The 13215-nt window shown below is 40.2% G+C and carries 8 protein-coding genes; 4 read left to right on the forward strand and 4 right to left on the reverse strand.

The features are described from left to right. Positions 1 to 8: 8 nt before the first annotated feature. From QUE35_RS11855 to QUE35_RS11865, 3 genes are read right to left on the reverse strand one after another with little or no spacing between them, the layout of a single operon-like run. Positions 9 to 1958 carry a SusD/RagB family nutrient-binding outer membrane lipoprotein gene (locus QUE35_RS11855; RefSeq protein WP_022600560.1) on the reverse strand — a complete coding sequence of 650 codons (1950 nt, stop codon included), beginning with the start codon at positions 1956 to 1958 and terminating at the stop codon, positions 9 to 11. A 12-nt stretch (positions 1959 to 1970) separates the two neighbouring features. Then, a complete protein-coding gene (locus QUE35_RS11860; RefSeq protein ID WP_022600561.1) occupies positions 1971 to 5288 on the reverse strand; it encodes a SusC/RagA family TonB-linked outer membrane protein in 3318 nt (1105 codons plus the stop codon). 54 nt (positions 5289 to 5342) lie between these two features. Further along, positions 5343 to 7211 (reverse strand): T9SS type A sorting domain-containing protein, encoded by a 1869-nt coding sequence (locus QUE35_RS11865; protein ID WP_022600562.1) that lies wholly within the window; start codon positions 7209 to 7211, stop codon positions 5343 to 5345. A gap of 308 nt (positions 7212 to 7519) precedes the next feature. On the opposite strand from QUE35_RS11865, the gene QUE35_RS11870 reads away from it, so the two are divergent. The 4 genes from QUE35_RS11870 to QUE35_RS11885 all read left to right on the forward strand — a co-directional run bounded on the left by QUE35_RS11870 (position 7520) and on the right by QUE35_RS11885 (position 11093). Further along, positions 7520 to 8248 (forward strand): MBL fold metallo-hydrolase, encoded by a 729-nt coding sequence (locus QUE35_RS11870; protein WP_022600563.1) that lies wholly within the window; start codon positions 7520 to 7522, stop codon positions 8246 to 8248. Between the two features lie 96 nt (positions 8249 to 8344). Further along, positions 8345 to 8722: a VOC family protein gene (locus QUE35_RS11875; RefSeq protein WP_009317870.1), complete on the forward strand. Its 378-nt coding sequence runs from the start codon at positions 8345 to 8347 to the stop codon at positions 8720 to 8722. A gap of 114 nt (positions 8723 to 8836) precedes the next feature. Next, positions 8837 to 10084: a glutamate-5-semialdehyde dehydrogenase gene (locus QUE35_RS11880; protein WP_022600564.1), complete on the forward strand. Its 1248-nt coding sequence runs from the start codon at positions 8837 to 8839 to the stop codon at positions 10082 to 10084. A gap of 55 nt (positions 10085 to 10139) precedes the next feature. Then, positions 10140 to 11093, forward strand: coding sequence for an N-acetylornithine carbamoyltransferase (locus QUE35_RS11885; RefSeq protein WP_022389674.1), 954 nt, complete (start codon positions 10140 to 10142; stop codon positions 11091 to 11093). A gap of 169 nt (positions 11094 to 11262) precedes the next feature. On the opposite strand, the gene QUE35_RS11890 is transcribed toward QUE35_RS11885, so the two are convergent. Beyond that, on the reverse strand, positions 11263 to 13209 hold the full coding sequence (locus tag QUE35_RS11890; RefSeq protein WP_022600566.1) for a glycoside hydrolase family 97 protein: 1947 nt from the start codon (positions 13207 to 13209) through the stop codon (positions 11263 to 11265). Positions 13210 to 13215 lie beyond the last annotated feature (6 nt).

Genomic DNA, 13215 nt, shown 5'->3' on the forward strand with positions numbered 1-13215 from the left:
AAAGTCTATTATTTAGGTTCGTAAGTACTGATAACTGTCGCTTTGTAACCGATATATTTGCGCAATAATTTGCTACTGGTTACATCTGGATATATTTTTTGGACGTTTTTGATAAATTCTTCTTCTGTATTGCCGTACCATTTTTGTAAATGCCGGCTACTGTAGGCAATAGTCCGGTTCATATAGTTGGCATCAGCATTTTCCAGTAAAGGATTAACCAAAGACATTTTCAAATGAGTTTGAAGGTTGTCTCCTTTGCGTATGTTGTTTATCGGATACGGACTTTGTGTCAATAGGTCTGAAACGGCATTCCAATAGGCGGCAGTGTTATTTGTTATTTCGGACAAAGGATACACATATCTTTCAGGGATAAAGTCGTATGTTCCGTTACTTCCTTCTGTCGTGCTGTTACAGAAAAACGGAGGAAATTTCAATACTCGGGTACGACGTTCGAGACACCAAGCCGAGTATCCGTTGAAATAATCGGCTATATAACGTTGTTTGATAATTTGTTCCAAGTGATTATCAAAATCTCCTTCTCCGTTAATATCTGCATGATAGAGACAGCGGAAGTCGGTCAATCCTTTTCCGTTCGTGTTCCATTTGATACCGTTTTGTTCTTTATATTCTTTTACCGCACTTGTTAATCCGTATTGAGCAAAAGAGGCTTCTATTCCTTCGTAATAATAACCTTCTGCCGATTTAGATCCTATTCCGTACCGTAAAGCAGCTTCTGCTTTCAGAAAACAGGCATCTGCCCAGTTCATAATAATGTGCTTTGCATCCGGTTTGATAAAATCGTAGTTTATCAAGGACCATTGAGTTGCCAATATTCCGGTATAAGGCGATTCATATTTTGTCGTACCGTTCGGTGAGTTCGGATCGATTGCAACTTCCCACCCGCGAGGTAAAATTCCGCTCCGTTCGGGACTCGGCAGGTGTGGAATACGATAAGTTACGGCGATAGAATCCCTAAATCCCGGTTCGTATGGATTGGGACGGCTTATTGTATCGCTTACGGTATATTGATTCAGTGTTTCTGTCGGATCTACGAATGCTTCTAACCGAGGATCGTTATATGATCTCAAATAAATGAAAAAATATTCGTTTATACGAGGGTAGTCGCTTTCACGGAATCCTTCTGTCGGTATTTTTTTCAAAAAACGGTTGTAGTAGTAAGACACGTCATTCGAAACGTCACTACCCCATGCCGGAGCAACCATATCGTCTAAAGAAGCAATAATCCAGTCTTCATGTTCCATACATTCCCGAGCGTGTTGTTCTGCCAGATCGGGTGCAATATTGGTTGCACGCATAGCTACTTCCAGACGAAGAGTATTGGCAAACTTACGCCATTTGATGATGTCACTGGTTGTTCCAGAGCCGGATCTGAATATCGGATCTTTTTTCAGAACATCAGAACTTGCATCGGGATTAAAACTTTCGGATGCTTTTTTCAGCATATCCAGAATTTGCCGGTACATATCTTCTTCTGTATCATGTTTTACGAGGAATTTGTTCGGATCGAAAATCATGGCATCCGACAAGGGCATGCCTCCGTACATAGATACGACGATCGAGTAAATGTAAGCTTTCCATGTCCTGACTATAGCGACTCGGTTTTCATAGCCCGGAATGCCGTCATATTGACGTTCGCTCAATTCAAGATCACGGATGATTTCGACATAAAATTTTTTGTAAAAAGAATCCGATGTACTTTCATTCATATCGACAGAGCCTCCGAAATGTCCGGAATAACGTGCCCACCAGCACATTTGGTTATAATTGAGCTCTGCCATGGCATTGATTGTCTTATATACCGATCCCGGAAAGATACTTTCCATATTCGCTTCGTATATTTTATTGGGATTGATATTTATATCTTCGAAGTTATCGGTGCAGGAAACCGCAGTGCCCAATGCGATGGCTGTACAGATAGATATTATTGTTTTTTTCATAAATGTGTTTGTTTAGAATGATACTTTCAGGTCAAAACCATAATTTGCCGAAGGCAGGGCAAAACCCATTTCAAGACCTTGTCCGTTGCTTGTCGTACTTGTAGCTTCCGGGTCGAGTCCTCTCGGCGTATTTTGGAGTATGATTGCCAGGTTACGCCCGACTGCTGCTATACGTGCCGATTTGAACGGGGTTTTTCTCAAGAATTTTTTCGGCAGATTATATCCGATACTTACTTCACGCAATTTGATGTAAGAAGCGTCATATACATATCTGCTTAGTTGTCTGGAAGATTCTCCTTGCCAGTAGTTTTGCGGTTCGTAGGCTATATTGCACGGTTGGCCGGCCCAGAATGCTACACTTTCATTGTACACCCGATTGGGAGCATATACGCCTTTGGGACGTGATGCATCTATATATGGGACATAGTTGGCTGCGTAGTCGGTATTGGCCTTGTTTGTGTATTGCGGTTGCAAAAAGCCCCGGCGTTCTTCTGTATTTTCTCCGACAATCAGATTACTGTAAAGATATTCTTCACGACCGTCCAAAGATTGTACCGTGAGTCCGTTACGAGATCCTTCATATCCCGAATAAGACCAAACTTTACCGCCTTTTTTGAAGTCGAAGTGGAATCCGAAGTCTAAGTCTCTCCATCTGAATTTATTACTCCATCCTCCGATCCAGTCGGGAGATACCGAGCCGAAATAGTGATCGACCTCTTGAGCATAACGGCCTTCTGCATTTACAAGGAACTGGCCTTGCTCATTTCTTACCGGATCGGTACCATACATTTGTCCGTAAGGTTTACCGACTTCGGCATATACCTGTACGCCGTTCAGTCCGTTCCATGAGGTCAACATATAACGGCTTACTCCGTCGATGAGCGATACGACTTCCGAATTATTTTTCGACCAGTTAAGAGATGTTGTCCATTCGAAATCTTTTGTTCTTACCGGTGTTCCGGTCACTGTGAGTTCTGTTCCCCAGTTCCGTATTTCTCCGGCATTGAACATCAGTTGATTAGCTCCACGTGCTGCAGTAACATCTGCCCGTACGATTTGGTCGAAAGTAGATTTATCATAATAAGTAACATCTATATTCAAACGATTTTTGAAGAAACGGAGGTCAGCTCCGACTTCCCATGAACGAGTCGTTTCCGGCTTTATATTCGGATTTTTTTCCAGATTATCGCGTTCGAACCAAGACATGTCCAGATAAGAACCTTTATAGCTGTAACTGCTATATAACATGTCGAATCCGGTATCATTACCCACTTTTGCAATAGAACCTCGGATTTTACCGAATGATAACACTTTGTTGATAGCTGTGTTTTTTAGTAATTCACTGAATACAAAGCTGATACTTCCGGAGGGATAAAAATAAGACCAATTGCCGCGACCTAAAGCGGAGGACCAGTCGTTGCGTCCGGTTACGTCCAAATAGATAAAGTCTCCATATCCGAAGCTGGCAGTAGCGAATACCGATTCTTTTGTTTTTTTGTTATATCCTGTAGTCGCTTTTATTTGAGCGGCATTGTTTTCGAGGCTCTTTACATCAGGTTGCATCAGTGCATTTACCCGGTCTTGGATCTTTTTGCTTTGTTGCGTACGCACCGAACCTCCGAAATTGGCATTGATGCTGAACTTTTTAATTCGTTTGTTATACATCAACAAGGCTTCGTAGTTGTTGTTATATGAATTTTCCTGAAATTCGTCGTATTGTCCGTCGACATCGAACGGAGAGTTGTAGTTGGAGAATGTCCATCCCGATCCGGTCTGTATATCCGTTGCTCCCCGTAATCTGAGTCTTAATCCTTTGTAAAGATCGAAATTCAATGTAATATCACCGAAGAACCATTGTTTGGTATCTGCATTCGAGGTTTCGTGCATCGACCAATACGGATTTTGGAATCCTCGGAAAGAGTGAGGCGTACCGTCCGGATTTTTATAATCGGATAATTCTTCGTACGATACGTCACGAGGAACTTGGGTCAGCATGTAAATCGGGTTTCGGTTTGAATTATTACGGAATGCGCGGTTATCCACATTGTCTATCGTATAACGGGTATTGACGTCGATACTTAACCATTTTTTTAGTTTCATCGTAGTGCGTAGGTTGAAAGCGTGTCTGTCTCGTTCGTTAAATCCTTCCAATATATCGTTCCCGTGGGTATTGGTATAAGAGAAACGGATAGATGCAATTTCTGCAACTTTATCGATCGATACGCTGTTGGTCATCATATAACCGGTTTGATAGAGTCCGCTGATATTATTGTCTCCGGGGACATATTTTTTTACTTGTCCGTTGCGTCCGATTACATCAAATCCCAGCATCGGCATACCGAAACATAATTGCGAGTAATCGGTCGTAAGGTTTGCCATTCCGTAGGGTAATGAAGGAGCATACCAGCTTTTATCGTATGTGTTGATTCCCGTATGTAGTTGTCCGGAGTTACCGCTTCCGTAAACATTCTGGTACATCGGGTATTGATATAATGTGTTGAACATCATGTTAAACCCATACGAAACACCGAGTCCGGCTTTGCGAGAAGCTTTTTTTGTCGTGATCAGAATAACTCCGTTTGCACCGTCCGATCCATATAAGGCGGCTGCATTAGCGCCTTTCAATACTTCGATGCTTTCGATATCATCGGGATTGATGTTGTTTGCGGCGTTACCGTAATCCATGTCATCGACTTCTCCCATTTCGTTCATAATAGGAATACCGTCTATGACATATAGCGGCTGATTGTTCCCGGTAAGAGAGTTATTTCCACGAATAACGACACGTGTTGAAGATGTCGGTCCGCCGGCCGAAATAAATTGCACGCCGGATACTTTTCCGGACAGCATGTTCAGCAAGTTTGCATCCCGGACTTCTGTTGTCGTACCGATGTCGATAGATTGGCGGGCATATCCTAAAGATTTAGCATCCCGGCTTATTCCTAAAGCGGTGACAACGACTTCATCCAATTTTTTCGTGTCTTCGGCAAGTGTTACTTTAATGTCCTTTTTATTTTTGTCTATACGGACATTTTGTGCTTTATATCCGATAAAAGAAACTCGTATCAAAGAATTTTCTTTGACCTGAATGCTGAATTTTCCTTCTATATTGGTAACGGTGCTTGCTGTACCTCCGACTACGGATATATTGGCGCCTATGATCACGTCACCGTTTTCATCGACAACCGTACCATTGACCTTTATCGTTGAATTTTGTGCAAAAGTTGTTCCGAACGATAAAAATGCGATCAACAGAAACAGTGCGAATCTGAGAACCGGATGGTGATATGCACCGGTACTTTCTGTTTTTCTGTTTTTTAAATGTTTCATGGTTTGTTATAAATGTGTGAATATTATTTTAGCTGAAATCTCTCATATAAACCGTTATCGGATCATGATTTTCTGGGAATATGTTTTTCCGCCTGATACTACACGAATAATGTAAATATCCGGGTTCAGATTGTTTACATAAATTTCTTCTCGAGTATTTTGTCCTGCCAATTTCTCCGATGCGATCAATTTTCCGGACAAGTTATAAATCTCGGCTTTTTCGATTGTTTGTGTAGATTCTACGACCAAACCGTTGTTTGTGTAGTAAGCTTTTATCGTTGCATCTTCTTGGTCTGATTCTATTTCTGTTTTTTCTACAGCCAAAGCATATATGTCATAGTCGAGTTCTTCTTCGGTAGCTTCGCAAGAGCCTGCATAACATTTACCATTGGCAAAAGGCCGGATCTTTCCGACTTGGTCGGTATTGATATTCAGGGCTTGTAAGTATTGGGCATTACCGTAGTTCATTGCTTTATCCGATATTTTCGAATCCAAAGGTATGGCAAAGCATTCTTCAGCATAGTAATCGAAATAGGAGGAAAGACCGGATAGAGAACCGCTGTTAGCAAAATAGTCGAAATAGTTGTTTTTGGTAAAGTCCGTTCCTTCAGCAGTTCTTTTTTGCATGTTGTCGTAACTGTCATGTCCTATAAACGAGTTTTGTATCTCTAATTCGGATTGTTCTATGTTCGGGTATTGAACCATAAAATCCGAATTTACCATATTGGTAACATCGCCCGATTTGTTGTTTTCTATGATACAATTGTAGAAACGTTTCGTCAGTTTTTTGCAGTCGTTCATGATATAAACAGCACCGCCGTTACCTTCATTTCCGGTGGTGGTATTATAGGTCATCGTACAGTTTACCACATCGAATGTAGAGTTTTCCATACCTTTACCTAAGTAAAACACGCCTCCTTTTTGTTTACAATAGTTTCCGTACATGGTACAATTTACAAAGAGTATCTCATCGGTCGTATTGGCTCTGTCGTTTTCAAAAAACAGTACGCCTCCGTTATCTCCATTGGCTTTGTTAAGATTGAAAGTAGTATTTTCGAATACCATTTTTAGGTTCTTTTTGTCGGTACGATGCTTCATATATATAGCACCGCCACGATTCGAAACATAATTAGAAACGACTTTAACATCTCTAAAATATACATCTACGGCTTCTTGCGGTTCAGTCCCGAAGAATGCACCTTCCGATCCGCTTACATCACTGCAATCGTTGCTTACAAACGAGGTGTTATACACCCTTAATTTACCGCCTTGCGAGCCTATGCATCCCCCGTCTTTGTTGCTGTTACCCATAAACAGACAATTGCGAACGGTAACTTCGTATTTTTCCAAATCGGTAGCTGTCATAAAAATAGCTCCTCCGAATTTGTGGGAATCATCATAAACTTTACCGTAGTTTTGATTATTCTGGAAAGAAACATTGTCAAATTCCACATTAGCATTCCGAATGAAACAGCCGGCTCCTTTATCGGATGTAGGATTTCCTTCTTTAATAGTCAAATTTCGGATGGTTACTTTTTTATTCAGCCCGTCCAGTCGCAGGCATGTTGTCGTTTTGTTTCCCGTAAAGCCGGTTTTAGTTCGGGTTTGGTTCGGGTCACCGCTGATTGTTAATCCTTTATCCAGAATTTTGACACCTTGATTGTTCTTATTATAAGCGTCGCTGTTATAAATTTTATCAGCAGGCTCTTGACTTATGTCTATAATTCCCAAAAGGACGATTTCATCGCCTTCCTCCGCTGCATCTACAGCTTTGGACAGAGTTTTAAATGCGTTTCCGGATGATGATCCGTCTGCAGAATCATCTCCTTCCGGAGATACGAAAAGTTGCTTCGCAGAAAGAGGAAATAAAATGAAGCAACTCAAAATTACGCTGATCGCAATTTTACAAATTGTACTTTTCATGTCATAATTATTATTGGTTAAGAAATGATTAAGAAACACTTGCAAAAGTATTTTTGTACGCTAATCAATATGCGTTATTGAGGATTATTTATTGCTTAATATTCGATATGTGCACTTAATTTTTGTGTTAAATCATGACTAAAACGAGGTAAAATAGGCTTATATTAATTCTGATTTAAAGAGTTGTATTATAATGAATTTGTACCTTGAATGGCATTCCGTATTATTTGTTTATTAATTTTTTTTATGTGAAATCACGCATTTATTCTTTCTTCTAAAGTGTTATCTTTGAATATAAACTTTTTAATATGAGATTGACCTATATTTACCATAGCGGTTTTGCAATAGAAGGGGAGAATTTTACGATAATAATCGACTATTATAGAGATTCTGACGGTGAAAATGACGGTATAGTTCATGATTCTTTATTGCATCGAGCAGGGAAATTATATGTTTTATCTACACACTCTCATTCAGATCATTTTAATCCGGAGATTTTAAAGTGGAAACAGCATCGTCCGGATATTCAATATATATTTTCTCGGGATATATTGGAAGATCGACATGTTCGGTTTGATGGTGCTGTCTATCTTTCTCCATCTGAATTGTATCATGATAATACGCTTTGTATTCAGGCTTTCGGCTCTACCGATGTAGGATGTTCTTTTTTAATAGAGGTAGCGGAAAAACTTATTTTTCATGCAGGAGATTTAAATAATTGGCATTGGAAAGAAGAATCGACGATGGAGGAATCAGCGGAATATGAAGCTGCTTATCTGCATGAATTGGAGATATTAGCGAGAGTTACGAATCGTTTCGATTTAGTGATGTTTCCGATAGATCCCCGTTTAGGGCGGGAATATATGCTCGGGGCAGAACAATTTGTTTGTCGTTTTGCTGTCAGTTGTTTTGCTCCGATGCACTTTCATGACCAGTATGAAAAAGCTGCAGCATTTCGCTCGTTTGCTGAGAAAAACGGTTCTTTATTTATCGGATGGTCTTTCCCCGGTGAAACAGTAGAATTGCCTGATTATTGAGTTTTTTTATTGGAAAATTTAAATAGATTCTTAATTTTATCGAACTAATTTGATTACAATTAAATGATTTTATAATAAAATAAATACAAGAAGATTATGGTAATAAAGGGACATTTTGATCATTTTAATATAAATGTGATCGATCTCGAGAGAAGCATCGCTTTTTATAATAAAGCTCTGGGTTTAAGAGAAATTCGTCGTAAAGAGGCCGAAGACGGCTCTTTCATCTTAGTTTATTTGGGAGATGGATTTTCTTCGTTTTTACTTGAACTTACTTGGCTAAGAGATCGTACAGAAGCTTATGAACTGGGGGATAATGAGAGTCATTTGTGTATTCGGGTAGAGGGGGATTACGATGAAGCCCGTCGTTTTCATAAGGAGATGGGATGTATATGTTATGAAAATACGGATATGGGACTCTATTTTATCCACGATCCGGATGATTATTGGATTGAAATCTTACCGGTGCAATAATGCAATAGTTATAATTATATTGAGCTTTTTCTGATAAATAGAGAATAAAAGCGATATTCTTTGTCATAGAATATCGCTTTTTTACTATTTTTGTCTACAATAAATAAGTGATATATGACTTCTCTGAAATCTGTATTTGAGGCGGTAAGGGCTGCTTCTCGTAAGTTGAACCTGTTGGATGAAGCTACGATTAACTCTGTTTTGCGTGCGGTAGCCGATGAAGCAGAGGCTCAGTCGGGATATATTTTAGCAGAAAATGCACGGGACCTAATGAAAATGGATAAAAATAACCCGAAATATGACCGTCTGATGTTGACGGAACAACGTCTTGCGGATATTGCCGCAGATATGCGTCGTGTAGCGGAATTACCTTCACCTTTGGGAAAAGTGCTGAGTGAGACGACTCGTCCTAATGGGATGACGATTACTAAAGTTTCTGTCCCGTTCGGTGTGATCGGTATTATATATGAAGCACGTCCGAATGTCAGTTTCGATGTTTTCTCTCTTTGCCTGAAATCTGGGAATGCATGTATTTTAAAAGGCGGATCGGATGCTGCGTGTTCTAATACTGCAATTATAAACGTTATTAACAAGGTGTTGATAAAGTTTGGAATCGATTCAAATACAGTATATTTGCTCCCTAATGACCGGGAGGCTACAATGCAGTTGTTAACAGCGGTTGATTATGTCGATTTAATTATTCCTCGGGGAAGTAAAGGCCTGATCGACTATGTTCGGGATAATGCTCGCGTTCCGGTTATTGAAACAGGAGCAGGCATTTGTCATACTTATTTCGAATCATCAGGAGATGTGAAGAAAGGGGCTGCGATTATTAATAATGCCAAGACCCGAAGGGTGAGTGTATGTAATGCTCTTGATTGTCTTGTGATAGATTCATCTCGTCTCGCCGATTTACCGGAATTATGCGCACCATTAGAAAAAAGCCGGGTGATTATATATGCTGATCCGGCAGCATATTCGGCTTTACAAGGAAAATACCCGGCAGAGCTTTTGCAACCGGCTGATGAAGAATCTTTCGGAACAGAGTTTCTGGACTATAAAATGGCCATAAAAACGGTCGCTGGCATTGACGAAGCTTTGGAGCATATTTGTCGCTATTCGTCGGGACACAGCGAATCTATTGTCAGTGAGAATGACGCAGCTATGCAGCGTTTTTGTAAAGAAGTGGATGCAGCATGTGTATATACGAATGTTTCTACAGCTTTTACCGATGGCGGTCAATTCGGTTTCGGGGCGGAAATCGGAATCAGTACACAAAAATTGCACGCCAGAGGACCTATGGCGTTACCGGAAATTACGACTTATAAATATATTATACAGGGAGACGGACAAACTCGATGATTACTGAAGCGTAGTAGGGGTTTGTTCTCGGACTGAATTTATTAAAAACGTACTTATGAGACATTTTACCAATGTAAAGGATTTGGGCGATTTGAATATTGCCCTGAAAGAAGCTTTCGAAGTGAAAGCCAATCGTTTCGGATATAAAGAGTTGGGTAAGAATAAGACCCTGATAATGATATTTTTCAATTCCAGTTTACGCACACGTTTGAGTACTCAAAAAGCTGCAATGAATTTGGGTATGAATGTGATGGTGCTCGATATCAATCAGGGGGCATGGAAGCTTGAGACCGAGCGGGGAGTGGTTATGGACGGTGATAAGACCGAACATTTGCTCGAAGCTATTCCTGTGATCGGTTGTTATTGTGATGTGATCGGTGTACGATCTTTTGCCCGTTTCGAGAACAAGGCAGATGATTATGAAGAAAAGATTATCAATCAGTTCATACAATATTCCGGTCGTCCGGTGTTCAGTATGGAAGCGGCTACTCGCCATCCTTTACAAAGTTTTGCCGATTTGATTACAATAGAGGAGTATAAAAAAACGGCTCGTCCCAAAGTCGTATTGACATGGGCTCCGCATCCTAAGTCTTTGCCTCAGGCAGTTGCTAATTCTTTTGCCGAATGGATGAATGAGACGGATTATGATTTTGTAATTACGCATCCTGAAGGATATGAACTCGATCCTAAATTTGTCGGTAAGGCTCGTGTGGAATATGATCAGCGTAAAGCATTCGAAGGTGCGGATTTTATTTATGCCAAAAATTGGTCGGCTTATACCGATCCGAATTATGGAAAAGTAATTAATACCGACCGGTCTTGGACTGTAGATGCGGAGAAAATGGCTTTAACGAATAATGCATATTTTATGCACTGTTTGCCGGTAAGACGAAATATGATCGTCACCGATGAAGTGATTGAGAGCCCTCAATCGATAGTTATTCCTGAGGCTGCCAATCGGGAAATATCGGCACAAGTAGTTTTGAAAAGAATTTTAGAGAGCCTTTAGAAGCCTGTTTGAATCTTGCACGGATCGGAGAGAATTTTCTTTTGATAATATTTTTATTGAAAAATTCAGATAGGCATTGAGATATGGTTTGATATAAATTCGTGCTAATATAGAAAAATAATAGGACATCCGTTAATTAAGGGGTGTCCTATCGTTTTTTTGAGAGTTTCTATTCGATCCTGCCGGCCCATCCGCCGTTACGTACCAATTTCATGGTTAGCTTTGTAGAATTTGTCACTTCTGTTGCCTTCTTTTTATAGTCCATTGCCTGACGGTCTGCGTTGATGCCATCTTCAAAATAGGTCAGGTGCAGTTTTTTATTTTCCGGGAGGAAGTCCAGATTTACTTCAATAGTACGTCCTGTGTCGTTGGTGATAGCACCGATGAACCATTTATCTTTATTGCGACGGGCAATAACAACATATTCTCCGACTTTAGCATCTAATACTCTTGTTTCATCCCAAACTACGGGTACATTGGCTATAAATTCGGTACAAGGGCGTTCACGATAATAATATACCGGATTATCGGCCAGCATTTGCAATCCGCTTTCAAATACGATAAACAAGGCCATTTGGTAGGCTCGTGTTCCCGATCCCATTGCATTAGCACGAGTAGATCGGTTATCTTCCGGTTGTGCGGAGAACATAGAACCGGGAGTAAAATCCATGGGCCCTACCGCATTACGCATGAATGGAAGGTAGATAGAGTTTTCCGGTTTACAGTTACCTCCTTGTTCCATACCCAACACACCTTCATACGAAAGCACATTCGGATATCTGCGTTCTAATCCTGCGGGTTTGAACGAACCATGAAAGTCTACGAATAATTTATGTTTTGCAGCTTCTTTTGCTACACGCTCATAATAGTTTACCATCCATTGGTCGCTTCGATCCATAAAGTCGATCTTTACACCGGCAATACCCCAATCGGCAAAAGTCTTGAACAAATCGAAGTGGTTTTCTACAGTCAGCCAAGTCAACCACAATACAATCTTTACATTACGTTCTCGACCGTATTTAATTAATTCCTGCAAATCGATTGTCGGATTCGGAGTAAACGGGTCACGGGTACTCTTTGCCCAGCCTTCGTCCATAATGATGTAGGGGATGCCGAATGTCGAAGCGAAATCGATATAATATTTATAAGAATCCATATTGTAACCGGAACGGAAATCGACGCCGTATAAACGGGCGTCATGCCACCATTCCCAACTTACTTGCCCGGGCTTAATCCAGCTATAATCTTCCAGTTCGCAAGGAGAAGAAAGGATATAGACCATTTCATTGGCTACAATATCTTTATCGTTGTCGGAGATTACAAAGAAACGCCATGGAAAATTTCTTTTACCGGATGTTTTGGCGATGTAATCTGCCTCTTTTAGTATTTTCAGACTACGGTCACCATCTTCACCAAACTCCAGCGGACACTTTGGGAAAAGAGATTGCATGCCGTTATTTCCCGTACTTTGCAAAAACATGCAAGGATAATCCTGCAAGTCTGCCTCGGATATCAATATTTTGTATTGTTTATCTGTCTCCAGAAGTACGGGTAGATAACTCATTCGGTCTGTATGCTTGTAATCTTTAGTTCGAACATGTGTATATGGATATTCGTATGATGTTTTAAAACCATCCGGCTGAGATAGATGAGCCAAATAATCTGCAGGGAAATGGATAGCGAAATTTTCTCCCATAATTTCAATCTCGCCCTTTTTGTTTGTAATAAAACGGTAGGCCAATCCTTTATTGAATACACGAAATTCAATGGCATAATTTCCCCTCATTTTCAGATATAAAGTATTGCAGTGGTTCTCGACAATCGCATTTTTCAGAGGAATCTCTCGCTTTATGCTTTCATCGATCTTGCCTCGTTTCATGGCTTGTAATTTCGGTTGCTCTCCTAGCACTTCATTGTTCAGTATCATTGATAATGAACAATTGTCCAACAACAGATCTTTTCCCGAATATATTGAGTAATATATTTTGTCTTTCAATTCAATATTTACTTTCAGTTTACCATCGGGTGATTGTACTTCGATTTTTTTTGCGGAAATTTCTTTTCCGCATAAACATAATAATGTTACTAATATAATTTTAAAATGTTTATGTGTCATAACTTT

Origin of the sequence: Coprobacter fastidiosus (assembly GCF_030296935.1) — a bacterium.
In the GTDB taxonomy this organism is placed as follows: Bacteria; Bacteroidota; Bacteroidia; order Bacteroidales; family Coprobacteraceae; genus Coprobacter; species Coprobacter fastidiosus.